Raw genomic sequence first — 24842 nt, 5'->3', positions numbered from 1 at the left:
TTTTGGCTTCATAGTGATGTATGCGACGTTTATCGGGCGAGGACAACAGCTTCCTGGCGTGGGAAAGTGCCGTCCAGCCGCAGCACACCATCAAGGCCGTCGTCCTCGATCCGGCACAGGGCCACGAGCCCGTCACCTTCGAAGCCGTGCGGGCCGCGCTGCCCGGCCTCGTCGACCGCGTCGAGCCCATGCAGTGGCAGCTGATGTCGCCGCGATTCGGTGCCGGCCGGCCGTGGTGGATCACCCGCGCCCGGGGCGACCTGAATTACCACATGAAGCGCGCCACGGCCGCTGCGCCCGGAACCGATCGCGAGCTGGGCGCGGAGATCGCCAAGCTCTTCGAGGAGCCACTCGACCGGAACCGCCCGGCCTGGCAGCTGTGGTACATCGACGGCCTGGCCAATGGCCGCGTCGCGCTCGTGCTCAAGATCCACCACGCGGTGGCCGACGGCATGGCGTCGCTGAACCTGCTCGAGCAGTTCTACAGCCAGGATCCCGCCGACCGACTGCCCGAGCCGTCGGCCCGGCCCGTGCCCGACGAGCACCGGCCGCCGACCGCGGAGTGGCTGCCGATGGTGGCGCGTCAGCAGGTCACGTCGCTCACCAAGTTTCCGAAGGTCCTGGCGCGCACGGCCAAGGTCACCCGTACCATCCAGAACCGGCAGAAGGCGGGCAAGCCCGGCTACGCTGAGGCCTTCATCCCGCCGGCCCTGCCGTTCAACGAACCGCTGACGGCGCGCCGCGGCTTCGCGTTCGTGGGCGTCGAGATGGACCAGATCAAACGGGTGTCGAAGGCGTTCGGCGTGAGCGTCAACGATGTCTTCCTCGCCATGTGCAGCACTGTCCTTCGCGAGTACCAGGCCTCCCGCGGTCCCGTGGGCGACGACACCATGACGGCCGTGGTGCCGGTGTCGATGCGCCCGCAGGACGGCGACCGCTGGGGCAACAAAGTGGCGCGCTGGAACGTCGAGCTCGCCACCAACATCGCCGACCCGGTCGAGCGGTTGAAGACCATCTCGGCGAACACCGCCACCGCCCGTGAGGTGCAGAGCGAGCGCGATGCCTGGCTGCAGCACGACTGGATGGAGTACTGGCCGCTGTTCAAGGTGTACTCGCGGGTGCTGCCGACCATCGGGGCGCAGGTCAAGAAGCGGCCGATGTTCAGCATGATCGCCTCGAACATGCGCGGCCCGCAGCAGACGCTGTATTTCGGCGGTGCACCGGTCGAGAAGCTCATCTCGACCGGGCCGCTGGTCTTCCCGATGGGCATGAACATCACCGGCTGGAGCTACGAGGGCGGCATGCAGATCTGTGTGCTCACCTGTACCGACCAGGTTTCCGATCCGCAGGCCATCGCCGACCGCCTGCCGGCGGCGCTCGCCGAGTTGGTGGCGCGCTGCGAAACCGCCGCGGATCCCGTCACCAGCTGACCCGGCTACGCAAAACGCTTCTCGGCTGACGAATGTGAGTGTTACGCACGGAATTTGGCTCAAATCCGTGCATAGCACTCACAGGCGTCGAGCTAGGACTTACCCTCGGCCCGCTCGCGCTGGATCTCGAGAGCGATGTCGATCAGCTGATCCTCCTGGCCGCCGATCAGCTTGCGCTGGCCGACGCGGAGCAGCAGTTCGTGAGCGGGCACGCCGTAGCGCTCACCCTGGCGCACCGCGTGCTTGAGGAAGCTGGAGTACACACCCGCGTAGCCCATCACCAGCGCGTTGCGGTCCAGCAGGCACTCGGCCGGCATCGCCGGGGCGACAACTTCTTCCGCGGCGTCCGCGATGTCGAAGAAGTCGATGCCGGTCTTGACGCCGATCTTGTCGAACACGCCGACGAGCGCCTCGACCGGCGCGTTACCGGCACCGGCACCGAAGCGGCGGCACGAACCGTCGATCTGCTTGGCACCCGCGCGCACGGCCTCGACCGAATTGGCAACGCCCAGACCGAGATTCTCGTGCCCGTGGAAACCCACCTGCGCGTCGTTGCCGAGTTCGGCCACCAACGCACCCACGCGGTCGGCGACACCTTCGAGCACCAGCGCACCCGCGGAGTCCACCACGTAGATGCACTGGCAGCCGGCGTCGGCCATGATGCGGGCCTGCGCGGCCAGCTTCTCCGGGGAGATGGTGTGGCTCATCATCAGGAAGCCGACGGTCTCCAGGCCCAGCTCGCGGGCCAGGCCGAAGTGCTGGATCGAGACGTCGGCCTCGGTGCAGTGCGTGGCGATGCGGCAGATCGACCCGCCGTTGCCCTGGGCTTCCTTGATGTCCTCCTTGGTGCCGACACCGGGCAGCATCAGGAACGCGATCTTGGCGGTCTTCGCGGTCTCTGCCGCGATCTTGATCAGTTCCTGCTCCGGCGTCTTCGAGAAGCCATAGTTGAAGCTCGAACCGCCGAGTCCGTCGCCGTGCGTGACCTCGATGACCGGCACACCGGCGTTGTCGAGCGCACCGACGATCGCGCGGACCTCGTTACCGGTGAACTGGTGGCGCTTGTGGTGCGAGCCGTCGCGCAGGGAGGTGTCCGTCATCCGGACGTCCCAAGCTGCGTCGAAGAAGATGTCTCCGGGCTCCAGTGCGGTGCTCATGCCTTAACCTCCACGATCTGCTTGGCGATCTCTTCGCCCACCTTGGTGGCCGCGGCCGTCATGATGTCCAGATTTCCAGCGTAGGGCGGCAGGTAGTCACCTGCACCCTCCACCTCGACGAAGATGCTGACGACGTGCTGGCCGCCGTTGACCATCGACGGCTCGTCGAACTGCGGCTCGTTGAGCAGCCGGTAGCCGGGCACGTAGGTCTGCACCTCGGCGGCCACGTCCTTGATCGACTGCGTGATGGCGGCGTGGTCGGCATCTTCAGGGATGGCGCAGAAGATGGTGTCGCGCATGATCATTGGCGGATCGGCCGGGTTCAGGATGATGATGGCCTTGCCGTCCCTGGCCCCACCGATGTCGCGCACACCGGCGCTCGTGGTCTTGGTGAACTCATCGATGTTGGCGCGGGTGCCGGGGCCGGCCGACGCCGACGACACCGACGCCACGATCTCGGCGTAGGGCACGTCGACAACGCGGGACACCGCGTAGACCATCGGGATGGTGGCCTGGCCGCCGCACGTGACCATGTTGACGTTCATCGAATCCAGGTGCGCCCGCAGGTTGGCCGGCGGGATCACGCCCGGGCCGACGGCGGCCGGGGTCAGGTCGATGGCCCGGATGCCGGCTTCCTCGTACCGCGGCGCGTAGGCCTTGTGCACGTAGGCGCTGGTGGCCTCGAAGATGAAGTCCGGCTTCTCGCTCTGGGCCAGTAGCCAATCCGCCCCTTCTGCGCTGGTCTCCAGACCCAGCTTGCGGGCGCGGGCCAGGCCCTCGCTCTCCGGGTCGATACCGATCATCCAGCGCGGCTCGAGCCAGTCCGACCGCAGCAGCTTGTACAGCAGGTCAGTACTGATGTTTCCCGAGCCGACGATCGCGACGCTCGCTTTGGACGGCATGCTCACTCCTCTATAGAAACTTTGGGTATTACGCGAAAGACAGGTGGACAGAACCCAATCCGGCGAATTCGGCGACGAAGTCGTCACCCGGCTTGGCATCGAACGCCCGCATGCAGGCACCCGGCAGCACCACGTCGCCGGCCTTGAGACGCACGCCGAACTGGTCGACCTTGCGGGCCAGCCACGCCACCGCGGTCACCGGGTTGCCCAGCACCGCGTCGCTGCGGCCCTCGCCGAGCACCTCACCGTTGCACTTGAGCACGGCATCGATGTTCCTGATGTCGATGTCCTTGGGCGACACCCGCTCCTTGCCGAGCACCCAGCCGGCCGAGGACGCGTTGTCGGCGATGGTGTCGCACAGCTTGATCTGCCAGTTGGTGATGCGGGTGTCGATCAGTTCGATGGCGGGCGCGAAGGCGGCGGTGGCGGCCAGCACGTCGTCCTCGGTGCAACCGGCGCCCGGCAGATCGTCGGCCAGGACGAAGCCGACCTCAACCTCGACGCGCGGCGACAGGTAATTCGAGGTCAGCACGGGCTTGTCCTCGAATACCTGCATGTCGTCGAGGAGGTGCCCGTAGTCGGGTTCGTCCACATTCATCATTTTCTGCATGGCCTCGCTGGACAGACCAACCTTGTGTCCCACCACGCGGGCACCTTCCGCGACCCGCTGCCGGATGTTGAGCAGCTGAATCTCGTACGCGTCGATGACGTCGATGTCGGCATGGTCGTCGGTCATCGGCGTCATCGCGACCCGGCTGCGCTCGGCTTGGGCCAGCGCGGCGGCGAGCTCGGCACGCACGTTGTCGGACAGCATTCGTGAATTCCCCTAACTTCATGGACCGGCGCAGTTGTCCACAGGCCGGGCAATTCTATAACGTGTTCTACATGACTGGACAGGAGTACGACGTTGTCGTCGTCGGCAGCGGTGCAGCCGGTATGGTCGCCGCCCTCACCGCAGCCCATCAGGGCCTTTCGACAGTAGTCGTTGAAAAGGCCCCACACTATGGAGGTTCCACTGCGCGGTCAGGTGGCGGCGTCTGGATCCCGAACAATGAGATTCTGCAGCGTGCGGGGGTGAAGGACACCCCGGAAGCGGCCCGCACCTACCTGCACAAGATCGTCGGCGACGTGGTGCCCGCGGAGAAGATCGACACCTACTTGCAGCGCGGCCCCGAGATGCTGTCCTTCGTTCTGAAGAACTCGCCACTGAAGCTGTGCTGGGTGCCGAACTACTCCGACTATTACCCGGAGGTCGAGGGCGGCCGCGCCGGCGGACGGTCCGTCGAGCCCAAGCCGTTCAACGCCAAGAAGCTCGGCGCCGACGAGAAGGGCCTGGAGCCGGCGTACGGCAAGGTCCCGCTGAACATGGTTGTGATGCAACAGGATTACGTCCGGCTCAACCAGCTCAAGCGCCACCCGCGCGGCGTGCTGCGCAGCCTCAAGGTCGGCATCCGCGCCACCTGGGCCGGCGCCACCGGCAAGAACCTGGTCGGTATGGGCCGCGCCCTGATCGCCCCGCTGCGCATCGGCCTGCAGAAGGCCGGCGTCCCGGTGCAGCTGAACACCGCGCTGACCGACCTGTACTACGAGAACGGCCGGGTTGCCGGCATCTATGTCCGTGACACCAACGCTCCGGAAAGCGCTGAGCCGCAACTGATCCGGGCCCGCCGCGCGGTGATCCTGGGCAGCGGTGGCTTCGAGAAGAACCAGGAGATGCGGACCAAGTACCAGCGCCAGCCGATCACCACCGACTGGACCGTCGGCGCCAAGGCCAACACCGGCGACGGCATCCTGGCCGCCGAAAAGCTCGGTGCCGCACTGGAAATCATGGAAGACGCCTGGTGGGGCCCGACGGTGCCGCTGCCCGACAACCCGTGGTTCGCCCTGTCGGAGCGCAACTCCCCCGGCTCCATCATCGTCAACATGAACGGCAAGCGGTTCATGAACGAGTCCATGCCGTATGTCGAGGCCTGCCACCACATGTACGGCGGCCAGTACGGCCAGGGCGAGGGCCCGGGCGAGAACGTGCCGGCCTGGCTGCTGTTCGACCAGCAGTACCGCAACCGCTACATCTTCGCGGGTCTGCAGCCGGGACAACGCATCCCGAAGAAGTGGACCGAGGCCGGCGTCGTCGTCAAGGCCGACACCATCGAAGAATTGGCAGCGCTCACCAACCTGCCCGTCGAGGAGCTCAAGGCCACCATCGAGCGCTTCAACGGCTTCGCCCGTAGCGGCGTCGACGAGGACTTCGGCCGTGGCAACAGCGCCTACGACCGGTACTACGGCGACCCGACCAACAAGCCGAACCCGAACCTGGGCGAGATCAAGCACGGCCCGTTCTACGCAGCCAAGATGGTGCCGGGCGACCTCGGCACCAAGGGCGGCATCGTCACCGATATCCACGGGCGCGCGCTGCGGGAAGACGGCTCGGTGATCGAGGGCCTGTACGCATCTGGCAACGTCAGCGGACCGGTCATGGGTCACACCTACCCCGGCCCCGGCGGGACCATCGGCCCCGCCATGACATTCGGATACCTCGCGGCACTTCACGTGGCAGGAAAGGGCTGACATGCCGATCAATCTCGACGAGGCCATCGGAGCTGAACTCGCACCCGTCGAATTCTCGTGGAGCAGCAGCGATGTGCAGCTGTACCACCTGGGCCTGGGTGCCGGCGCCGACCCGATGAGCGAGCGCGAGCTGCGCTACCTGATCGACGACAAGCCCCAGGTGCTGCCGACGTTCGGCAACGTGGCGCAGAGCTTCCACGAGACCAAGGCGCCGTCGGTCAAGTTTCCGGGCATCGACATCGAACTGAGCCGGGTGCTGCACGCCAGCGAGGCCATCTACACCGATGCGCCGATCCCGCCGTCGGGCACGGGCCGCGCCGTCACCCGGTTCACCGAGATCTGGGACAAGGGCAAGGCCGCGGTCATCTGGTCGGAGACCACCGTGACCACCCTCGACGGTGCTCCGCTGTGGAAGCAGAAGCGGTCCATCTTCGCCCGCGGTGAGGGCGGTTTCGGCGGCGACCGAGGTCCGTCGACCTCGGCGGCCGAGCCCGACCGCGCGCCGGACCTGCAGATCGCGCTGCCCACGCTGCCGCAGCAGGCCCTGCTGTACCGGCTCTGCGGTGACCGCAACCCGCTGCACTCGGACCCGGCGTTCGCCAAGGCCGCCGGCTTCGACCGCCCGATCCTGCACGGTCTGTGCACCTATGGCATCGGCTGCAAGGCCATCGTCGACAACGTGCTCGACGGCGACGCCGGCCGGGTCCGGTCCTACGGCGCGCGCTTCGCGGGCACCGTCATCCCTGGTGAAACCTTGCAGGCCAACCTTTGGCGTGACGGTGAACGAATTACCGGCGTGCTGACGGCGCCGAGCCGAGACAACGTCGTCGTACTTGCTGGAATCGAGCTCACTGCGTCCTGACCAGGACGTATTCGGAATCGGCCGCCTGTTCGGCGGCCGATTCCGGCAAACCAGGGGCAGCGGCCGGGTCACCGCTGTGACGTCAACCTGCATCCACAGCTGACGCTTAACCTGCTAGCTTTCGTAGTAGTCAGTAATTATCCAATTACTCGTGACTCAACTTCCGTGGGGGAAGCCGCCCGTCGGACGACTTGGAGACAAAGGAGCCACATCATCATGAGTACCCGCAAGATCACCATCGCCATCGGCGCAGCCGCCGCATTCGGCCTGATCGCGACGCCGTTCGCGGTGGCCGACTCGACTCAGCCCGCAAGTGTGTCGCCTGCTCCGACCACCATTGCGTTCGGCAAGGACGGCAAGCTCGTCGACGGGAACACCGTCGCGGAATGGCAGATCAGCAACCTCAAGCCCAGCACCGACGTGTTGTCGCAGCACCTCAACGGCACGCTCTGGGAAGCGACGGCCGAGTACTCCGCTGAGCGCGGTAGCTCCCAGCCGTTCGTGCCGAACCTGAACGCCCGCACCGCCGACGGTGAGAACTACCGCGTGCTGTGGGGCGCTGCCACGCCGCAGGGCCTCAACCCCGCCGGCCTCTCCGAGGGACAAGAGTCCAAGGGCAAGGTCTACTTCGACGTGACGGGCGCCGCTCCGACCAGCGTCGTATACACCGACGGTGACCGCGAGGTGCTCAAGTGGCAGGGCACCGAAGCCGCCACCGGTGCCGCCCCCGCCGCCGCTCCGGCTCGTGGCACTGCCCCGGCCGCCACCCCGGCGCCCGCTGCCGCCCCCGCCGCCGCTCCTGCTGCCGCCCCGGCGGCCGCTCCTGCCGGTCTCGGCAGCGCCGTGCCCGGCGCCACCCCGGCCGGTTCGGTTCCCGCCGCCGCTGGCACGCAGCCTCCGGCCGGCACCACCACCGGTCAGGTTCCGGCGGCGACGCCGAACGGTGAGACCCCTGCCGCCACCCCGGCCGGTACTCCGGCTCCGGCCGGCACCCCGGCGGTTGCTCCGGCCCCGGCCGGCACCCCGGCTGCTGACGCTCCGGCTCCGGCCGGCGCCCAGGTTCCGGCGGGCACTCCGGCCGGCACCCCCGCGGGTACCCCGGCCACGCCTCCGGCCGCCGGCCAGGTCCCGGAGGCTGCTCCGGTTCCCACCGCCGCTGAAAGCGGCCCGGGCACCGCTGCCACTGCCGGTGGCGCCGTCTCGCAGGCTCCGCTGACGCCCGCTCCGGCTCCGGCCCCGAGCCAGGCCATCGCCGGTCAGCCGGCCTCCAGCGCGGGTCAGGGCACCACTGCCCCGGCCGGTAACCAGCAGGCCGCTCCGGCTGCGCCGGTCACCCCGACCCCGGCGCCGGCCCCGGCTTCCTAACGGTCAACCATTGAATCGGGGCCAGTCGCGATTCTCGCGACTGGCCCCAATTTCTTTGTCTGGCTTGTTGTTTCGGTAACTACATCTGACGGCCGACGTCACCGCCACGCTGCGGCGGCGGGGCCACGGGCGCGACCGGCGCCGGACCGGCGTTGTGCGAACCCGCACTGGGACCCGCCACCGGCGGGGCCGCCTGAGCCGGAGCGGACGTGTGCCGACGGGAGTCGCGGGCGTCCTGCTGGGCCTCGCGCCGATCCTGCTGCGACTGCCGGTTGTCCTGTTGTTGCTGGCGGGCGTCCTGTTGGGACTGCCGGTCGTTCTGCTGGTTCTCCCGGGCATCCTGCTGCGCCTGACGCTGCTCGGGCGACATGGGCGCACCGCCGCCGGCCGGCCCACCGGGCTGGCCCTCCGGCGGTTCGCCGCCCGGCATGCCGCCTTCCTTGCCGCCGCCCTTGCCCATGGCCTGCTGGATCATCTGCCCGAACTGGCCGGCCTGCTGGCCCATCTGGCCCAGGCCGCCACCCTGGCCCGCCATTTGGCCCGCCTGCTGGCCCATCTGACCGAGCTGGCCGAGCATCTGACCCATTTGGCCGACGCCCTCGCCGCCCTTGCTGTCGGCGTTGTCGTAGGCCGACTGGGCCATGCCGACCTTGCCGGAGAACATGCCCTCCTTGGCCTGCAGCGAGGCCACATTGGCGGTCATGTCGGCTGCCATGGCCGGCAGGACCGCGGCGATCGTCGCGCTCATGGCGTCCTCGCCGGGCTGGATCATCGGCATCTCGGGCAGCTCGACCGAAGCCGCGTTCCAGCTGATGTTGTCCGGTGTCTGCATCATCGACATCAGATATCCCCCCTACTCACCAGTCGTCGTCGATGTCTTCGTCATAGGACCCGTGCTCGAGCGCTTCGGGCACCGCCAGCTGGGTGATGCGGCCCCCGCCGCCACCACCTTCGCGGTGCCCCATGCCGCCCATGGCACCCATCGCGCCGCCTGCACCCGCGGCGGCGGCAACCGGAGCCAGGCCGCCGGCACCCATGCCGGCCGCGGCGCTCGCCGGCATCACCCCGGGTCCGGCTGGCCCGGGGCCGACCATCTTGGCCAATAGCGGCGTCTGCACCGAGGCCGCGCCCACACCACCGCCGCCACCGCCGGGCATGCCGCCCTTCATCAACCCCGCGCCGTGGGCGGCCCCGGAACCGCCGGCCAGCGGATGATTCGAGAACGCGCCGAACGGCGACGCGCCGAGGCCGGCCTTGCCCTGACCGCCGCCGGAGAACAGGGACGTCAACTGCTGCAGCGGCTGCGAAAGTTGTTGCAGCGGTTGCATGGCCTGCTGCGGCAGCTGCCCGAGCATCTGCGGGAGCTGACCGGCCATCTGCATCATCTGGCCCATCATCTGGCCCATCTGATCGCCGCCCTTGCCCGCCGACTCCGCGGTCTTCTGCGCGGTCTGCGCCACCTGCGGCGGCACGCCGGCCGTCGGGATGCTCGGGGGCGCGCCGACGAAGTTGGCCACCTCGGTGGCACTCGCGGTCACCGCGGCGATGTTCTGGGACAGGCCCATCTTGATCCGGCTCTGGATCAGCTCCTGCACGTTGGGGAACGGCGCCGCCGACAGGGCCATGCACTCCGCCTGGACTTCCTCGGCGGTGGCGTTGACCAGGTTCTTGGTCTTGACGACTGCAGCCGCCATGGACTGCAGCTTCGCGGCGATTGCCGCCGCCTGCGCACCATTGGCCTCGTGGCCGCCGATGATGGTGCCGGCCTCGCCCGCCGCCGCCAGCGAGGCCGCGCCCTGCCACTGGTCGGTGAGGTTCATCAGCTGGCTGGTCTGCTGGGGCACCACTGATCCGCTGATCTTGGTGGCCAGCTTCGTATAGTGGGCGGCAGCTTCTTCGAGCTGTTCCTCATTGACGTTGGGCCACCCCGGGCCCGTCACCGTCTGCGATCCGAACGGACTGCTGTCCGGCTGAATCCCCATAGACACGGCCCCCTTCCCCAGACATACCGCGTCGGTTCGAGCCTACCGCCCCGACGGCCACCTACCCGACGCAAACTGTCGGTGCGGCCGGTCTACGGATTCGGCTGATCCTGTCGGGCGAGCAGCCGGGCATAGCCGGTCCCCATGGCCAGCAGCACGAGCCCGACGACGATGAACACCGCCACCCGGAACATGCCGCTCAGTGTTCCGAGATCGAACAGGAAGAGCTTGGCCATCGCAGCGGCCACCAATGTCAGGCCACCGCCGATGGGTAGGGACCGCTGCGCCCTCGGTTGGCGCGCCGCGTACGCGAACAACGCGGCCGCCACGGCGATCCAGCCGATCGTCGCGACCATGTGACCCGCGAGGAAACCGCCCTTCACACCGCCGATCAGCACGCCCGCGGTGACGGTCGACATCGTCGACGCGTAGGCGGCGACCACGACCGCGCCCGCCCACATCAGCCGCAGTTCGTCGTCGTCACGCCTGCCGGTCCACGACCACACCACGGCCACCGCACTGGCCACCGCCAGGATGCTGGCGATGACGGTGGACACGGCGCTGTGCGCAGTCAGCTCCACCGCGCGGAACAGCAGGTCCGGCGGCGAGTAGCTGAGATAGACGGCACCGCCCACGGCCCCGAAACCGGCAGCGACCCAGCGCGCGATGGCGTCGCGACGCCCGGCGACGGCCACCACGACCGACATCGCGAGCAACACGGCCCCGCCGGTCCTGCCGCCGAAGGCCACCAGCACCGCGACCAGCGCGCAGACCGCCGCCACCGCCGACCAGATGCGCCGCACCACACCGGCGACGCCGGGCAGTCGACTGCCGGCCAGCACGACGGCCAGGAACAGGGCCGCCACCGCGGCGATGATCGACGCGGCGATCAGCGGACCGACCACCGCCGAGACGAACAGCACCGGCAACGCACCGCCTGCCGTGGCCAAGCCCAGCAACGAACGGTTGGACGTCGTGGGCAACAGGAGCACCGCACCGCCGACGGCCAGCACTGCTGCCGCCGCGCAGGCCCCCGCGAGTCCCGGATTCCGGTCGGTGCCGAACGCCGCAGAGGCCAACGCCACCAGCATGGGAAAGGTGCAGGCGGCAGTGCGGGCCACGAACATCGCTACCCAGTCCTTGCCGAATTGCACCGGCAGCGACGCCGCGGACAGCGCCAGCATGAACCCGATCAGCAGCAGCGAGACGCCGTCGGCCACCACGGGCGCCAGCACGGCCAGGGGCACGAGCACCAACAGTGCGAGCTGCTGGGAATCCCAGCGCCGGGCCAGGGTCAGGCCGCCGCCACCTATCACCGCCGCCAGCACCAAACCGACTGGCGCAGAAAGCCATTCATAAATCGTGGTGACCGCCACGACGTCGATGTACGCCGCGGCGATACCGGTGGCGGCCAGGGCAACCGCGCCCACGGTGCCGCCGGGGCGCGTCTTCAGGCGGGTCGCCCCGAACACCAGACCCGCAGCCAGGACGGCCCCCGCGCCGACGCGGAACTCGGGCCGCAGCAGGCCGGCCTGCGCGGCGAGCACCAGCAGCAGGGCGACGCCGATCAGCGTCACCGCGACACCGGCGGCGGCCAGCGCCTTGCCGATCCAGCCGTCCGAGCGCTCGGGTCGCGGTTGCGGTGCCGGCTGCGGCGTCGGCTGAGGCATCGGTGGAGGCGTCGGTCCCGCAACCGGCGCGGTCCGGGACGGCTGCCAATACTGTTGCGGCGCCGCATACGTGACGGGCTGCGCAGCCGGCTGCTGGTACGCCATCGACCGATCCAGTTCGGTGAGGCAGGCCGAGACCCAGGCCAGATGATGGGAGATCGCTGCGACATCCTGGGAGAGCCGGGCAACCATCGCCCGCTGCGGTTCGGTCATGCAGGTCATCATCGCGCCGAGCCATTGGAGTTCGGATGAGTAGGACTACCCCCATTGAAAGCAAAACTGCCCCCATTCCGTGGAAGGGGGGCAGTTTGCGAGGCGAAATCAGCCCAGGATCAGGCCTGACGTCGGGACGCCGGTGCCGGCGGTGACGAGTACGTGCTCGACATCGGGCACCTGGTTGACCGAGGTACCACGCAGCTGCCGAACCCCCTCGGCGATGCCGTTCATGCCGTGGATGTAGGCCTCACCGAGCTGACCGCCGTGCGTGTTGATCGGCAGCTTGCCACCGAGCTCGATCGCGCCGTTCGCGATGAAGTCCTTGGCCTCGCCCCGGCCACAGAAACCGAGCTCTTCGAGCTGGATCAGGGTGTACGGGGTGAAGTGGTCGTACAGGATCGCGGTCTGAATGTCGTTGGGCGTCAGGCCACTCTGGCCCCACAGCTGCTTGCCGACCAGGCCCATCTCGGGCAGGCCGAGCTCGTCGCGGTAGTACGAGTACATGGTGAACTGGTCTTCACCCGCTGCCTGCGCCGCCGCCTCGACGACGACCGGACGCTGCTTGAGATCCTTGGCGCGCTCCGGCGTGGTCACGACGATCGCGACACCACCGTCGGTCTCCTGGCAGCAGTCCAGCAGGCGCAGCGGCTCCGCGATCCACCGCGAGTTCTGGTGGTCTTCGATGGTGATCGGCTTGCCGTAGAAGTGCGCCTTCGGGTTGGTCGCCGCGTGCTTGCGGTCGGCCACCGACACCACACCGAAATCGGCACTGGTGGCGCCGTATTCGTGCATGTAACGCTGCGCGACCATCGCGACCGAGGCGGCCGGCGTGCTCAGCCCGTGCGGGTACGACCAGCTGTACTCGACACCGCGGGAGTCGGCGTTGACGGTCAGACCCGTCATCACCTGGCCGAAGCGGTGCTCCGAACGCTCGTTGAAAGCACGGTATGCCACAACGACTTCCGCGATACCGGACGCCACCGCGAGCACGGCCTGCTGCACGGTCGCGGCCGCGGCGCCGCCGCCGTAGCCGATCTGGCTGAAGAACGTCAGCTCGCCGATGCCGGTGGAACGGGCGACCGCGGTCTCCAGGTTGGAGTCCATGGTGAAGGTCACCAGACCGTCGACATCCTTGGGCGACAGGCCCGCATCGTTCAGCGCGTCGGTGACTGCCTCTGCCGCCAGCCGCAGTTCACTGCGGCCGGAGTTCTTGGAGAAGTCGGTGGCGCCGATACCTGCGATGACCGCCTTGCCGGAGATGCTCACTGCGCGGCTCCCATCGTCAGCGTCGAGGTGGCGATGACGTGATCGCCGAGACTGTTGGTGCCCACCACTTTCAGTGTCACCAGGTCACCTTCGACAGCGGTCACCTCACCGCGGAAGGTGATGGTGTCGTAGGCGTACCAGGGCACACCGAGACGCAGCTTGATCGACTTCACGATGGCGTTCGGGCCGGCCCAGTCGGTGACGTAACGCCCCACCAGACCGGTATCGGTCAGGATGTTGACGAAGATGTCCTTGGAGCCCTTGGCCTGCGCCTTGTCCCGGTCGTGGTGCACGTCCTGGTAGTCCCGGGTGGCGATGGCCGTCGAGACGATGAACGTCGGGTCGCCGTAGATCGACAGTTCTGGCAGCTTGGTGCCCACCGTGGCACTGACAGTCGCGGTCACTTCGCTGCCTCCCATGCGTACAGGCTCCAGGCCGGACTGACGTCGCTGTCCGGGAAGTCGAGGAACGTTGCGCTGACCGGCATTCCGATCTTCACGTCGTCATGCTCGACGCCGCGCAGCTCACCGAGCATGCGCACGCCCTCTTCGAGTTCGACGAGCGCGATGATGAACGGCAGGCTGCGGCCGGGCACCTTCGGCGCGTGGTGCACGACGTAGCTGAACACCGTGCCGCGGCCCGACGAGATGACGTAGTCGATCGGGGCGTCCTTGTCCTGCCAGATCGCGGGCACCGGCGGGTGCTGCAGCGAGCCGTCGGGCCGCTTCTGGATCCGCAGTTCGTGCGCGTTGACGCCGTCCCAGAAGAACTGGGTGTCGCGCGACGACGACGGGCGCATCAGCTTGTCCGGATCCAGATCGGCTGGGATGGAACCGGTTTCGGCCGCTTCCTTACCTTGCTTGTTGGCGGGCAGGAACTTCATGATGCGCCAGTCCATGTCGGCGACTTCCTCGTCACCGACATGCCACCGAATCTTCTGGTTGACGAAGTAGCCCTCACCCAGCGCCGTCTGCTTCGGACCGACCACGTCGGTGACCTCGGCGCTGATGCTGACTCGCTCACCCGGCTGCAGGTAGCGGTGGTAGGTCTGGTCGCAGTTGGTGGCGACGACGCCGACGTACCCGGCCTCGTCGAACAGCTTCATGATGCGGGCCAGCGGATCGTCGTCGGATCGGGTGCGGCCCAGGCCCATCATGGTCCAGACCTGGATCATGGCGGGCGGCGCCACGATGCCGGGGTGCCCGGCGGCCTTGGCGGCCTCCTCGTCGACGTAGATCGGGTTCTTGTCGCCGATCGCGTCGGTCCAGTGGTGAATCATGGGCTGGTTCACCGGATCCCGGCTCAGGGTCGGCTTGCTGCGTCCGGATGCGACGATCTCGTCGATACCGGCCTGAAGATCAGTCATCGATCGCCCTCCTACCGCGAAACCCGCGGCACCTTGAGGCCCGATGCCGCGATCATCTCGCGCATGACCTCGTTGACCCCGCCACCGAAGGTGATGACCAAGTTGCGCTTGGCCATGGTGTCCAGCCACTGCAGCACCGTTGCGGTGTGCTTGTCGGCCGGGTTGCCGAAGCGTCCGACGACCTCTTCGGCCAACCGGCTCACTTCCTGGATGCGCTCGGTGGAGAACACTTTCGTCGCGGCCGCGTCGGCGACGGCGATGTTCTCGCCGGACGACGCGACCTGCCAGTTGAGCAGTTCGTTGAGCCGCATGATCGACTTGATCTGGCCCAGCAGCCGCTTGGCCTCCGGATTGTCCAGCGGGACAACGCCATCGGAGCCCGCTTCGGAAGCCCACGCGTGCACCTGCTCGTAGATGCCGGCCACGCGACCGGCCGGGCCGAGACCGACGCGCTCATGGTTGAGCTGCGTGGTAATCAGCTTCCAGCCGCCGTTCTCCTCGCCGACCAGCATGTCGGCGGGCACCCGCACATCGTTGTAGTACGTCGTGTTGGTGTGGTGCGCACCGTCGGACAGGATGATCGGGGTCCACGAGTAGCCCGGGTCCTTGGTGTCGACGATCAGGATCGAGATGCCCTTGTGCTTCGCCGCGGTCGGGTCGGTGCGGCAGGCCAGCCACACGTAGTCGGCGTCGTGGGCGCCGGTGGTCCACATCTTCTGGCCGTTGACGATGTACTCGTCACCGTGCCGCACCGCGGTGGTCCGCAGCGACGCCAGGTCGGTGCCGGCCTCGGGCTCGGAGTAGCCGATCGCGAAATGCACTTCACCGGCGAGGATTCCGGGCAGGAACTTCTTCTTCTGTTCCTCGGTGCCCAGCAGCTGCAGGGTGGGGCCGACGGTCTGCAGGGTCACCATCGGCAGCGGGATGTCGGCGCGGTTGGCCTCGTTGATGAAGATCTGCTGCTCGATCGGCCCGAACCCCAGGCCGCCGTACTCCTTGGGCCAGCCCACACCGAGCTTGCCGTCGCTGCCCATGCGCTTGATGACGGTGCGGTAGGCCTCGTTGTGCCGGTCGGTCTCCATCGCCGCCGCCTCTTCGGGCGTGATCAGCGTCGAAAAGTACTCGCGCAGTTCGGATTGCAGCTTGCGCTGTTCCGCGGTCAGGTCGATAAACATCAGGCTCCCACCAGATCGAGACGGTGCGACGGACCCCCGAGCAGGCGGTTGAGGTCCTTGATCGAGGAGTAGTAGCGGTCCATCGGGTACGTGATGTCCATGCCCATGCCGCCGTGCAGGTGATGGCACAGCCGCATGGCCGGCGGGGCCTGCGAGGTCAGCCAGTAGCCCAGGATGGCCAGGTCCTCGGCTGCGTCGAGTCCCTCCGACAACCGCCACACCACCGAGGTGGAGACCAGATCGATTGTCCGCGAAGCGATGTAGACCTCGGACAGCTGCGCTGCCACGGTCTGGAAGGTCGACAGCGGCCGGCCGAACTGTTCGCGCGTCGCGGTGTAGTCGGCGGTCAGCCGCAGCGCACCGGCCACCAGCCCGGCACCGAATGCGCCGATCATGGCCAGCGCCAGCTCGTTCACCCGCGCGACCGTGGCACCGGCCAGCACTTCGTCGTCGGCCACTGCCACGTCGGTGAAGGTGACGACGTATTCATCGGACCCGTTGGCGGTCGGGGTCTTCTCGACCGTCACACCGGCGGCCGTGGGCGACACCACGACAACCCCACTGTCGGTGGTGACCAGCAGCCACTGCGCCGTCTCGGCATAGGGCACACCGATTTTGGTGCCGTTGAGCTTGCCGCCCGCATAGCTCGTCGACGGCTTCTCCGGCAGCTGGTTGCCGGCCTCGTTCAGCGCGGCGGACAGCACCGCACCCGAGGCGACACCCGCGAGATACCGGTCCTGCTGCGCTTCGGTGGCCAGGTCGACCAGCGGAACCAGGGCGAGCCCGATCGTGGCCAGCGCCGGACCGGTGGTGCCGCGCCGACCGATCTCGGTCAGCGCGGTGGCCGCCTCCGGCAGCCCCAGCCCGTCACCGCCCAAGCGGTCCGGCACCGCAAGTGCCACGACGCCACCGGAAACCAGTGCGTCCCAAGTGTTTTCCCGCTCGAGCACAGATGTCACCACATCGGCGACAGCCTGCTGCTCGGGGCTCGGTGTGAAATCCACCCGAATCCTCCTTGATTCGTGTTACCGGACTACTGCAGTCAGTCGCCGTCAGTGCTGGACGGGGCACTTACCCGTGTAGTCAACCTGCCAGTGCTTGATGCCGTTGAGCCAGCCCGACATCAGCCGCTCGGGCTCACCGATCGAGGCCAGGTCCGGCATGTGGTCGGCAATGGCGTTGAACATCAGGTTGATGGTCATGCGCGCCAGGTTGGCGCCGATGCAGTAGTGCGCGCCGGTGCCACCGAAGCCGACGTGCTGGTTCGGCGTCCGCATGATGTTGAAGGTGTGCGGATCCTCGAACACCTCGTCATCGAAGTTGGCCGAGCGGTAGGACATGACGACCCGCTCGCCCTTCTTGATCTTCACGCCACCGAGCTCGGTGTCCTCGAGTGCGGTGCGCTGGAACGCGGAAACCGGTGTGGCCCAACGGACGATCTCGTCCGCGGCGCTCTCCGGGCGTTCCTTCTTGTACAGCTCCCACTGGTCGGGGTTCTGCGCGAAGGCGATCATGCCGTGCGTGATCGAGTTACGGGTGGTCTCGTTGCCGGCCACGGCCAGCATCACGACGAAGAAGCCGAACTCGTCGTCGGACAGCTTCTCGCCCTCGATGTCTGCCTGCACCAGCTGGGTGACGATGTCTTCGGTCGGGTTCTTCGAGCGCTCGGCGGCCATACCCATGGCGTAAGTGATCAGCTCGAACGACGACGCCGCCGGATCGATGTGCGCGTACTCGGGGTCCTCGCCGGCCGTCATCTCGTTGGACCAGTTGAACAGCTTGTCGCGGTCTTCCTGCGGCACACCGAGCAGACCGGCGATGGCCTGCAGCGGCAACTCACACGAGACCTGCTCGACGAAGTCGCCGGTGCCGGACGCGGCCGCGGTCTCGGCGATCTTCTGTGCCCGCTCGTTCAGCTCGGCCTGCAGGCGGCCGATGGCACGCGGGGTGAAGCCGCGGGAGATGATCTTGCGCAACCGGGTGTGCTGCGGGGCGTCCATGTTGAGCAGCACCGCGCGCTGCACGTCGACGGCCTCGCGGGTCATGGCCTGCGGCCACACCGGAATGGCGCCGTCGGGTGCGCTGCCGAAGATGTCGTTGCGCTTCGAGACCTCTTTGACGTCCTCGTAGCGGGTGACGATCCAGTACCCCTTGTCACCGAAGCCACCGGTGCCGCCGGGCACGTCCACCCAGTGCACCGGCTCTGACTTACGCAGGGCGGCGAGCTCCTCGATGGGCAGGCCTTGGAGGTTCAGGTTCGCGTCCAGCAAGTCGAAGTCGGACGGGATCGGGCAGGGCATGGTGTCTCCTCGGGGAATCCAACGCCTCAGAACCGGGTTCCGAGACAAATCCTTCTAGTTCGGCGTTGCGACCATTGAAACACGCCTTCACCGCAGATAAAAGGCACGTCCCGATCGTTGCTTGTCAGAGTAATGAAACGTGTTCTAGCCTGAGCTCATGGGTAATCCTGTCATCGTTGAAGCCACTCGTAGCCCCATCGGCAAGCGGGGTGGCTGGCTGTCCGGCCTGCACGCGACCGAACTTCTGGGCGCCACGCAGAAGGCTCTCGTCGAGAAGGCCGGGCTCGATGCCGGCGACATCGAGCAGCTCATCGGCGGCTGCGTCACGCAGTACGGCGAGCAGGGCAACAACATCACTCGCCAGTCCTGGCTGGTCGCCGGATTGCCCGAGCATGTCGGCGCCACCACCATCGACTGCCAGTGCGGCAGCGCCCAGCAGGCCAACCACCTCATCGCGGGTCTGATCGCCACCGGCGCCATCGACATCGGCATCGCCTGCGGCATCGAAGCCATGAGCCGGGTGCCGTTGGGCGCCAACGGCGGTGGCGCCCGCGCCGCGTCGTGGGACATCGACCTGCCCAACCAGTTCGAGGCCGCCGAGCGCATCGCCAACCGCCGGGGCATCACCCGCGCCGACATCGACGCGCTGGGCTTCGCCTCGCAGGCCAAGGCCAAGCAGGCATGGGCCGAGGGGCGCTTCGACCGTGAGATCTCGCCCATCGAGGCGCCGGTCATCGACGAGAACAAGCAGCCGACCGCCGAGCTGAACTGGGTCACCCGCGACCAGGGTCTGCGCGACACCACCCTCGAGGGCCTGGCGGCGCTGAAGCCGGTCATCGAGGGCGGCATCCACACCGCCGGTACCTCGTCGCAGATTTCCGACGGCGCGGCCGCGGTGCTGTGGATGGACGAGGACAAGGCGAAGGCCCTCGGATTCACGCCCCGCGCCCGGATCATCGCGCAGGCCAACGTCGGCGCGGAGACCTACTACCACCTGGACGGCCCGGTGCAGTCGACCGCCAAGGTGCTCGAGAAGGCGCGCATGTCGATGGCCGACATCGACCTGGTCGAGATCAACGAAGCGTTCGCGTCCGTGGTGCTGTCCTGGGCTCAGGTGCACAAGGCCGACATGGATAAGGTCAACGTCAACGGCGGCGCCATCGCGCTGGGCCACCCGGTCGGTTCCACCGGCTCGCGGCTCATCACGACCGCGCTGCACGAACTGGAACGGACCGGCAAGTCGACCGCGCTCATCACGATGTGCGCCGGCGGCGCGCTGTCCACCGGCACGATCATCGAGCGCATCTAGAGCGAGGAGCAGGGTCGCCACCATGGCCGACGGGGAAATGAGCGACAGGCAGCTGAAGATCCTGAATTCCAAGGGAATGCAGGTCGGCTTCAAATGGATGTCGCGAATCAACACCTGGGCGTTCCGGGCCACCGACGGCCGGATCGGCGCCAAGTGGCGACTGGGCTCCAAGCCCGTCGCCACGCCCCCGCCCGTCGGGATCCTGACCACCATCGGCCGCAAATCCGGCGAGCCGCGTGACAGCCCGCTGTTGTACCTGCGCGAAGGCGACCGGATCGTCGTCGTCGCCTCACAGGGCGGTCGCGACACCCACCCGATGTGGTACCTGAACCTGGTTGCCAACCCCAAGGTGAAGTTCCAGGTGCGCGGCGAGAAGCTGCAGCTGCTCGCGCGCGAGGCCACCGATGCCGAACGCGACGAGTACTGGCCCAAGCTCGACGCCATGTACCCGGACTTCGTCGACTACCGGTCGCACACCGACCGCAAGATTCCGATCATCCTGCTCGACCCGGCCTGAGCACCGACCGAGAACTCCCCTGGGACGCACGTCGTTCCAGGGGAGTTTTTTGTGGGCGGTGAACCGATCAGGCCGGGCGATCGTGATCCGAAAGGGGCTCTCACGATCGGAGAAATCTCATGAAGCGCTCCATCATCGTGCCGTGTGTGGTCACCGCATTTGTCGCGCTGTCGCCCGCTGGCATCGCCCTCGCCGACAACCCCCACGCTCCCGGCACCACCGGCCAGCCCGGCAAGGAGGCGAGCGACGACCCCGCTCTGAAGCCGCCGGGCTTCAGCAGCAAGGGTTTCGCCAATGCGGAACAGCATTACGCGGGAAGCGAATTGAATCCGAACCGTGGCAACACCGACAAAGCCGTCAGCCAGTACGACGTCGCCGGCTTCCAGTGGGAGCAGCATCACCCGGCAGGTTAGGCGCGGCGCCCTTTGCGCGCCAGCAAAGTTCATCCGGTAATTAACGGAAGAGACTAGACAGATTCATAGATGTGTACATAGTGTGGCCCTGCACACATCCAGGGCAACACTATGGAGCCGTCTATGTCATCAACGTTCCGTCGGAGGCTGTCGCACAGCCGGACGTTCAAGCGCGGAGCACGAAGCGCGGCGGTGCTGCTCGCCGCCGTCTTCATGTTCCTCACCTCGGCCTTCTCGGCCTGGGCCGCAACCAACATCACCATCACGTTCGTCCGGCACGGCGAATCGGACGGCAACGTGTCGTGCTGCATCGACACGAAGATCCCCGGCCCGAACCTGACCGCCAACGGCCAGACCCAGGCTCAGAATCGCGCCAACCAACTGGCCAACGACGGCGTGGCCTACGACGGCATCTACTACTCCGACATGGTCCGCACCCAGCAGACCGCCGCTCCCTTCGAAACGCTGACCGGGCTCACCGGAACTCAGCTCGACGGCCTGCACGAGGTCCAGGCAGGCATCTACGAAGGCGCCCCGCAGAACTCCGGCTTCCAGCGCCTGGGGTATGCCCTGCCCGCGCTGGCCTGGGCAGCCGGCCTCTACTTCGTGCCGATCCCCGGTTCCCCGGATCTGACGGGCGCGAACTTCCAGAGCCGGTACAACGGCGCGGTCGAGGACATCTACAACTCCGGCGATCAGCACCCGGTGGCGTTCTCCCACGGCCTGTCGATCATGGCGTGGACGCTGATGAACGTCGACAACCCAGACCTGACCCTCCTGCTGGGTCACCCGCTGGACAACACCTCGGTCGTCACCGTCAACGGCAACCCGACCGATGGCTGGACACTGGTCAGCTGGGACGGCATGGCCGTCTCGCAGAACCCGGCACTGTTCACCAAGCTGTTCGTCGACACCCGCAAGGTGATCACCACGCCGCAGATGGCCGTGTACAACGTCATCCAGGCATTGGGTACCCGCAACATCGCCACCATCGCGGGCGCCATCCGCGACGGCGTCTTCGACACTGTCAAAGCCGTCGCCAACTACCCGGTCGCGGTGACCAAGAGCATCGTGAAGTCGATCCAGACCGGTACGGTATTCAAGGCCGCTCCGCCGCCGGCTCCCGCGCCGACCACCACGGCCGCCGTCGATTCGAAGGCTGCCGACAACACCGACAACGCCGCCAAGCCCTCGGCGACGCCGACGCTCGCCAAGCAGGTCTCCGCCCTCAAGCCGGCCGTCACCGGCACCAAGGACAAGTCCGTCAAGGCCGCCGAGGAGACCAAGACCGACGCCACCAAGACCGACGCCACCAAGGCCGACGACGCGAAGGCCGACGACGCCAAGGCCGGTGACACCAAGGCCGGCGACACCAAGGCCGGCGACAAGGGCACCGAAGGCAAGAACAGCGACGACAAGGCCACCAAGGTCAAGAAGGACAAGCCGAAGAAGGACAAGTCCGACAAGCCGAAGGCCGAAAAACCCAAGAAGGCCGAGAAGCCGAAGAAGGACACGGCAGCGAAGGCCGACGCCGCCAAGTAACTGAATCAAAGGAGCTCCCCCAGAACGAGTTTCGTTCTGGGGGAGTTTTTCTCTGCGCGAAGGAATCAGTCATCCGGCCCCGGTGGTTGTCGTTGGTATGCCGACCGGAGTTGTCCTCGATCCCGACCGTAGTTCCGCCAATCATGTCGCTGCCGCGATCGACCAGGCCCGCCGCGCCTACAACGCCGGCGTGGGTCAGGTCTGGATAGCCCAGCAGTTCGACCACGACGCCATCTCGCTGGCCGGGTACGTCGGCGCCGCAGTGCCGGGTCTCGCCGTCGGTACGTTCGTCGTACCGGTCAACCCACGCCACCCGCTGACGCTCGCCTCCCAGGCGCTGACCGCCCAAGCGGCCACCAGCGGCAACTTCAGCCTCGGCCTCGGTCTGGGGGCGCATGGTCCCGAACAGGTGGCTTTCGGAACCGCATGGCCGAACACCATCGGCCGGCTGCGCGAACATCTGCAGGTGCTCCGGTCGATCCTGGACACCGGCACCGTCGACTTCCACGGCGACGAGTTCACCGCGGCCCCGCAGTTCCCGGTGACGATCGCCGGCGGCACTCCCCTCCCGGTCTACGTCGCGGCCATGGGGCCCAAGGCATTACGCGTGACGGGAGAACTGGCGGACGGCACACTGCCCTATCTCGCCGGGCCGCGCACCATCGAGGATTTCATCGTGCCGACCATCACCGCCGCGGCAACCGCAGCCGGCCGGCCCGCGCCCAAAGTGATCGCCGCGGTACCGGTCCTGGTGACCGACGACGTCGACGAGGGTCGAGCCCGCGCGGCCGAGGCCCTCGAGTTCTACACCACCATCCCGTCGTACGCGAAGGTGATCGAACGCGAAGGCGTCGACTCCGTCATCGATCTCGCGGCGGTCGGCACTGCCGCGCAGGTGTCCGCTCAACTGCGGCGGTACCTCGCGGCGGGCGCGACAGACATCGTGCTGAGCCCCCTCGTCCGCACGGGAGTCGCGGCGCTGGAACCGATCTGGGATGTCGCCGCAGCATTGTGAGGCAGCACCAAAAAAGCTTCCCCGCAACGTGATCCGTTGCGGGGACGCTTTCGAGCGGGTTGCTTACGAGCCGTAGACCGGCACCGCGGGACGTGCCTTGGCGAGCAGATCGGCGACGACGGGGCCCAGCTCGGCCGGGTCCCACTTGGCACCCTTGTCGATCTCGGGGCCGTGCGCCCAGCCCTCGGCGATGCGAATCTTGCCGCCCTCGATCTCGAACGTCTTGCCGGTGACATCGCGCGACTCGACGCTGCCCAGCCAGACCACCAGCGGGGAGATGTTCTCCGCGGCCATGGCATCGAAGGCCTGGTCCTGAGTGGCCATCATGTCGGCGAAGACGGTCTCCGTCATGCGGGTACGCGCCGACGGCGCAATGGCATTGGCGGTGACGCCGTAGCGACCCATCTCGGCCGCGGCGACGAGCGTCAGCGCAGCGATGCCGGCCTTGGAGGCGCTGTAAGTGGCCTGCCCGACGCTGCCCTGCAGGCCGGCGCCCGAGCTGGTGTTGATGATGCGGGCGTCCACGGTCTCGCCCGCCTTGGACTTGGCCCGCCAGTACGCGGCGGCATGCTTCATGGTCGCGAAGTGTCCCTTGAGGTGCACCGCGGTGACGGCGTCGAATTCCTCTTCGGTGGCGTTGGCGAACATGCGGTCGCGGACGATGCCGGCATTGTTCACCAGCACGTCGAGCGTGCCGTACGTGTCGACGGCCTGCTGGATCAGGGCCGCGGCCTGGTTCCAGTCGGCGACGTTCGAGCCGTTGGCCACGGCCTCGCCACCGGCGGCGACGATCTCGTCGACCACGTTCTGTGCGGCGCTGCCGCCACCGGCGGGCGAACCGTCCAGGCCGACACCGATGTCGTTGACCACGACGCGGGCACCCTCAGCGGCGAACGCGAGCGCGTGCTCACGCCCGATTCCGCCACCGGCACCCGTCACGATGACCACGCGGCCGTCGAGCAATCCCATTTGATCTCTCCCTTTTACTTGTTGGCGCTTGACGCTTCGAGATAATGCGGCGGCTCGCCGCCACCATGCACTTCGAGGGACGCACCGCTGACGTACGACGCGGCCTCGGAAGCCAAAAATGCTGCGGCCCAGCCGATATCGGTGGGTTTGGCCAGTCGCTTGAGCGGCACCGTCGCAGCGACGGCAGCGACCGACTCGGCGTCGCCGTAGAACAGCTCGGACTGCTCGGTCTCGACCATGCCGACGATGACGGAGTTCACCCGGACCTTGGGCGACCATTCGACGGCGAGCGTCGTGGTCAGGCTGTCGATGCCGGCCTTGGCGGCACCGTACGCACCGGTGCCCGGGGTCGGCCGGTGGGCGCTGACGCTGGAGATGTTGACGATCACGCCGCCGGTGTCCTGCTGCTGCATCACTGCGTTGGCGTGCGTCGAAACCAGCAGCGGCGCAATCAGGTTGAGCTCGATGATCTTGGTGCTGAACTTGGCCGACGCATCGGCGGCCAGCGCGAACGGCGAGCCACCGGCGTTGTTGACGACGACGTCGAGCCTGCCGTGCTTGGCGACGATGGCGTCGATCATGGCCTTGACCGCGGCGTCGTCACGCACGTCGCAGGCGTGGAACTCGTAGGGCAACCCCTCGACCTCACGCCGCGCACAGGTGATCACCGTGGCGCCCTGCTCGGCGAACACCGCGCTGATGCCGGCGCCGACGCCGCGTACACCGCCGGTGACCAGCACCACGCGACCGGCCAATTGCAGATTGATTCCAGCAGTCACTGTGCTAGCGTACCAAGCAAGTGCTTGCTTAGGTACCCG

23 protein-coding genes are annotated in these 24842 nt (G+C 67.5%); 9 read left to right on the top strand and 14 right to left on the bottom strand.

Features of this window, described 5'->3' with window-relative positions; genetic code table 11:
• Positions 1 to 20: 20 nt before the first annotated feature.
• Entirely contained in the window at positions 21 to 1430 is a 1410-nt protein-coding gene (locus G6N46_RS21845) for a wax ester/triacylglycerol synthase family O-acyltransferase (protein ID WP_138250808.1), read from the top strand.
• Between the two features lie 92 nt (positions 1431 to 1522).
• Here the strand turns inward: G6N46_RS21845 and dmpG are convergent, their stop codons facing one another.
• From dmpG to G6N46_RS21830, 3 genes are read right to left on the bottom strand one after another with little or no spacing between them, the layout of a single operon-like run.
• Positions 1523 to 2587 carry a 4-hydroxy-2-oxovalerate aldolase gene (gene dmpG / locus G6N46_RS21840; protein ID WP_138250809.1) on the bottom strand — a complete coding sequence of 355 codons (1065 nt, stop codon included), beginning with the start codon at positions 2585 to 2587 and terminating at the stop codon, positions 1523 to 1525.
• Entirely contained in the window at positions 2584 to 3489 is a 906-nt protein-coding gene (locus G6N46_RS21835) for an acetaldehyde dehydrogenase (acetylating) (RefSeq protein ID WP_138250810.1), read from the bottom strand. Before G6N46_RS21835 ends, dmpG begins: the two co-directional genes overlap by 4 nt.
• Positions 3490 to 3517: 28 nt before the next feature.
• Complete coding sequence (locus G6N46_RS21830) at positions 3518 to 4303, bottom strand: 2-keto-4-pentenoate hydratase (RefSeq protein ID WP_138250811.1); 786 nt, start codon at positions 4301 to 4303, stop codon at positions 3518 to 3520.
• Between the two features lie 71 nt (positions 4304 to 4374).
• Between G6N46_RS21830 and kstD the strand changes: the two genes are divergently transcribed.
• From kstD to G6N46_RS21815, 3 genes are all read left to right on the top strand, one after another.
• Positions 4375 to 6057, top strand: coding sequence for a 3-oxosteroid 1-dehydrogenase (gene kstD, locus G6N46_RS21825; RefSeq protein ID WP_138250812.1), 1683 nt, complete (start codon positions 4375 to 4377; stop codon positions 6055 to 6057).
• A gap of 1 nt (position 6058) precedes the next feature.
• Positions 6059 to 6919: an enoyl-CoA hydratase ChsH3 gene (locus tag G6N46_RS21820; protein WP_138250813.1), complete on the top strand. Its 861-nt coding sequence runs from the start codon at positions 6059 to 6061 to the stop codon at positions 6917 to 6919.
• Positions 6920 to 7135: 216 nt separating this feature from the next.
• Positions 7136 to 8284, top strand: a complete 1149-nt coding sequence (locus G6N46_RS21815; RefSeq protein ID WP_163692949.1) for a DUF1942 domain-containing protein — start codon at positions 7136 to 7138, stop codon at positions 8282 to 8284.
• Between the two features lie 79 nt (positions 8285 to 8363).
• Here G6N46_RS21815 and G6N46_RS21810 read toward each other — a convergent pair whose 3' ends face one another.
• From G6N46_RS21810 to G6N46_RS21770, 9 genes are all read right to left on the bottom strand, one after another.
• On the bottom strand, positions 8364 to 9125 hold the full coding sequence (locus G6N46_RS21810) for a hypothetical protein (RefSeq protein ID WP_226519794.1): 762 nt from the start codon (positions 9123 to 9125) through the stop codon (positions 8364 to 8366).
• A 16-nt stretch (positions 9126 to 9141) separates the two neighbouring features.
• Positions 9142 to 10266 (bottom strand): hypothetical protein, encoded by a 1125-nt coding sequence (locus tag G6N46_RS21805; protein WP_138250840.1) that lies wholly within the window; start codon positions 10264 to 10266, stop codon positions 9142 to 9144.
• Between the two features lie 92 nt (positions 10267 to 10358).
• Complete coding sequence (locus G6N46_RS21800) at positions 10359 to 12149, bottom strand: DUF2339 domain-containing protein (protein WP_138250822.1); 1791 nt, start codon at positions 12147 to 12149, stop codon at positions 10359 to 10361.
• 108 nt (positions 12150 to 12257) lie between these two features.
• Positions 12258 to 13412, bottom strand: coding sequence for a 17-hydroxy-3-oxo-4-pregnene-20-carboxyl-CoA lyase (locus G6N46_RS21795; protein WP_174814143.1), 1155 nt, complete (start codon positions 13410 to 13412; stop codon positions 12258 to 12260).
• Positions 13413 to 13414: 2 nt separating this feature from the next.
• Positions 13415 to 13837, bottom strand: a complete 423-nt coding sequence (locus tag G6N46_RS21790) for a MaoC family dehydratase (protein WP_138250824.1) — start codon at positions 13835 to 13837, stop codon at positions 13415 to 13417.
• On the bottom strand, positions 13819 to 14784 hold the full coding sequence (locus G6N46_RS21785) for a bifunctional MaoC family dehydratase N-terminal/OB-fold nucleic acid binding domain-containing protein (protein ID WP_133426432.1): 966 nt from the start codon (positions 14782 to 14784) through the stop codon (positions 13819 to 13821). Before G6N46_RS21785 ends, G6N46_RS21790 begins: the two co-directional genes overlap by 19 nt.
• Positions 14785 to 14795: 11 nt before the next feature.
• The gene (gene fadE29 / locus G6N46_RS21780; protein ID WP_133426431.1) at positions 14796 to 15959 is read right to left on the bottom strand and encodes an acyl-CoA dehydrogenase FadE29; all 1164 of its coding nucleotides are present in this window, start codon (positions 15957 to 15959) and stop codon (positions 14796 to 14798) included.
• Positions 15959 to 16963 (bottom strand): acyl-CoA dehydrogenase family protein, encoded by a 1005-nt coding sequence (locus tag G6N46_RS21775; RefSeq protein WP_061010177.1) that lies wholly within the window; start codon positions 16961 to 16963, stop codon positions 15959 to 15961. Before G6N46_RS21775 ends, fadE29 begins: the two co-directional genes overlap by 1 nt.
• Positions 16964 to 17011: 48 nt before the next feature.
• Positions 17012 to 18259: a cytochrome P450 gene (locus tag G6N46_RS21770; RefSeq protein ID WP_061006575.1), complete on the bottom strand. Its 1248-nt coding sequence runs from the start codon at positions 18257 to 18259 to the stop codon at positions 17012 to 17014.
• Positions 18260 to 18416: 157 nt separating this feature from the next.
• Here G6N46_RS21770 and G6N46_RS21765 point away from each other — a divergent pair, with 157 nt between their 5' ends.
• The 5 genes from G6N46_RS21765 to G6N46_RS21745 all read left to right on the top strand — a co-directional run bounded on the left by G6N46_RS21765 (position 18417) and on the right by G6N46_RS21745 (position 23055).
• Complete coding sequence (locus G6N46_RS21765) at positions 18417 to 19568, top strand: steroid 3-ketoacyl-CoA thiolase (protein ID WP_061010174.1); 1152 nt, start codon at positions 18417 to 18419, stop codon at positions 19566 to 19568.
• 22 nt (positions 19569 to 19590) lie between these two features.
• A complete protein-coding gene (locus tag G6N46_RS21760) occupies positions 19591 to 20085 on the top strand; it encodes a nitroreductase family deazaflavin-dependent oxidoreductase (RefSeq protein ID WP_061006707.1) in 495 nt (164 codons plus the stop codon).
• A gap of 119 nt (positions 20086 to 20204) precedes the next feature.
• Positions 20205 to 20498 carry a transporter family protein gene (locus G6N46_RS21755; RefSeq protein ID WP_061006708.1) on the top strand — a complete coding sequence of 98 codons (294 nt, stop codon included), beginning with the start codon at positions 20205 to 20207 and terminating at the stop codon, positions 20496 to 20498.
• 123 nt (positions 20499 to 20621) lie between these two features.
• Entirely contained in the window at positions 20622 to 22040 is a 1419-nt protein-coding gene (locus G6N46_RS28430) for a histidine phosphatase family protein (RefSeq protein ID WP_179967696.1), read from the top strand.
• 97 nt (positions 22041 to 22137) lie between these two features.
• Complete coding sequence (locus G6N46_RS21745) at positions 22138 to 23055, top strand: TIGR03564 family F420-dependent LLM class oxidoreductase (RefSeq protein ID WP_138250825.1); 918 nt, start codon at positions 22138 to 22140, stop codon at positions 23053 to 23055.
• Between the two features lie 63 nt (positions 23056 to 23118).
• Here the strand turns inward: G6N46_RS21745 and G6N46_RS21740 are convergent, their stop codons facing one another.
• Both G6N46_RS21740 and G6N46_RS21735 read right to left on the bottom strand, forming a co-directional pair.
• Entirely contained in the window at positions 23119 to 24024 is a 906-nt protein-coding gene (locus G6N46_RS21740; protein WP_138250826.1) for an SDR family oxidoreductase, read from the bottom strand.
• A gap of 14 nt (positions 24025 to 24038) precedes the next feature.
• Positions 24039 to 24803, bottom strand: a complete 765-nt coding sequence (locus G6N46_RS21735; RefSeq protein ID WP_138250827.1) for an SDR family oxidoreductase — start codon at positions 24801 to 24803, stop codon at positions 24039 to 24041.
• Positions 24804 to 24842 lie beyond the last annotated feature (39 nt).

Origin of the sequence: Mycolicibacterium phocaicum (genome assembly GCF_010731115.1) — a bacterium.
Taxonomy (GTDB): domain Bacteria; phylum Actinomycetota; class Actinomycetes; order Mycobacteriales; family Mycobacteriaceae; genus Mycobacterium; species Mycobacterium phocaicum.
The sequence above is the reverse complement of the archived record's forward strand: the minus strand, read 5'-3'. Positions and strand labels throughout refer to the sequence as shown.

Excerpts from the sequence above, each read along its gene's own strand:
- G6N46_RS21845 (WP_138250808.1), top strand. The coding sequence starts at position 21 with ATGCGACGTTTATCGGGCGAGGACAACAGCTTCCTGGCGTGGGAAAGT.
- dmpG (WP_138250809.1), bottom strand. The coding sequence starts at position 2,587 with ATGAGCACCGCACTGGAGCCCGGAGACATCTTCTTCGACGCAGCTTGG.
- G6N46_RS21835 (WP_138250810.1), bottom strand. The coding sequence starts at position 3,489 with ATGCCGTCCAAAGCGAGCGTCGCGATCGTCGGCTCGGGAAACATCAGT.
- G6N46_RS21830 (WP_138250811.1), bottom strand. The coding sequence starts at position 4,303 with ATGCTGTCCGACAACGTGCGTGCCGAGCTCGCCGCCGCGCTGGCCCAA.
- kstD (WP_138250812.1), top strand. The coding sequence starts at position 4,375 with ATGACTGGACAGGAGTACGACGTTGTCGTCGTCGGCAGCGGTGCAGCC.
- G6N46_RS21820 (WP_138250813.1), top strand. The coding sequence starts at position 6,059 with ATGCCGATCAATCTCGACGAGGCCATCGGAGCTGAACTCGCACCCGTC.
- G6N46_RS21815 (WP_163692949.1), top strand. The coding sequence starts at position 7,136 with ATGAGTACCCGCAAGATCACCATCGCCATCGGCGCAGCCGCCGCATTC.
- G6N46_RS21810 (WP_226519794.1), bottom strand. The coding sequence starts at position 9,125 with ATGTCGATGATGCAGACACCGGACAACATCAGCTGGAACGCGGCTTCG.
- G6N46_RS21805 (WP_138250840.1), bottom strand. The coding sequence starts at position 10,266 with ATGGGGATTCAGCCGGACAGCAGTCCGTTCGGATCGCAGACGGTGACG.
- G6N46_RS21800 (WP_138250822.1), bottom strand. The coding sequence starts at position 12,149 with ATGACCGAACCGCAGCGGGCGATGGTTGCCCGGCTCTCCCAGGATGTC.
- G6N46_RS21790 (WP_138250824.1), bottom strand. The coding sequence starts at position 13,837 with ATGGGAGGCAGCGAAGTGACCGCGACTGTCAGTGCCACGGTGGGCACC.
- G6N46_RS21785 (WP_133426432.1), bottom strand. The coding sequence starts at position 14,784 with ATGACTGATCTTCAGGCCGGTATCGACGAGATCGTCGCATCCGGACGC.
- fadE29 (WP_133426431.1), bottom strand. The coding sequence starts at position 15,959 with ATGTTTATCGACCTGACCGCGGAACAGCGCAAGCTGCAATCCGAACTG.
- G6N46_RS21770 (WP_061006575.1), bottom strand. The coding sequence starts at position 18,259 with ATGCCCTGCCCGATCCCGTCCGACTTCGACTTGCTGGACGCGAACCTG.
- G6N46_RS21765 (WP_061010174.1), top strand. The coding sequence starts at position 18,417 with ATGGGTAATCCTGTCATCGTTGAAGCCACTCGTAGCCCCATCGGCAAG.
- G6N46_RS21760 (WP_061006707.1), top strand. The coding sequence starts at position 19,591 with ATGGCCGACGGGGAAATGAGCGACAGGCAGCTGAAGATCCTGAATTCC.
- G6N46_RS21755 (WP_061006708.1), top strand. The coding sequence starts at position 20,205 with ATGAAGCGCTCCATCATCGTGCCGTGTGTGGTCACCGCATTTGTCGCG.
- G6N46_RS28430 (WP_179967696.1), top strand. The coding sequence starts at position 20,622 with ATGTCATCAACGTTCCGTCGGAGGCTGTCGCACAGCCGGACGTTCAAG.
- G6N46_RS21745 (WP_138250825.1), top strand. The coding sequence starts at position 22,138 with ATGCCGACCGGAGTTGTCCTCGATCCCGACCGTAGTTCCGCCAATCAT.
- G6N46_RS21740 (WP_138250826.1), bottom strand. The coding sequence starts at position 24,024 with ATGGGATTGCTCGACGGCCGCGTGGTCATCGTGACGGGTGCCGGTGGC.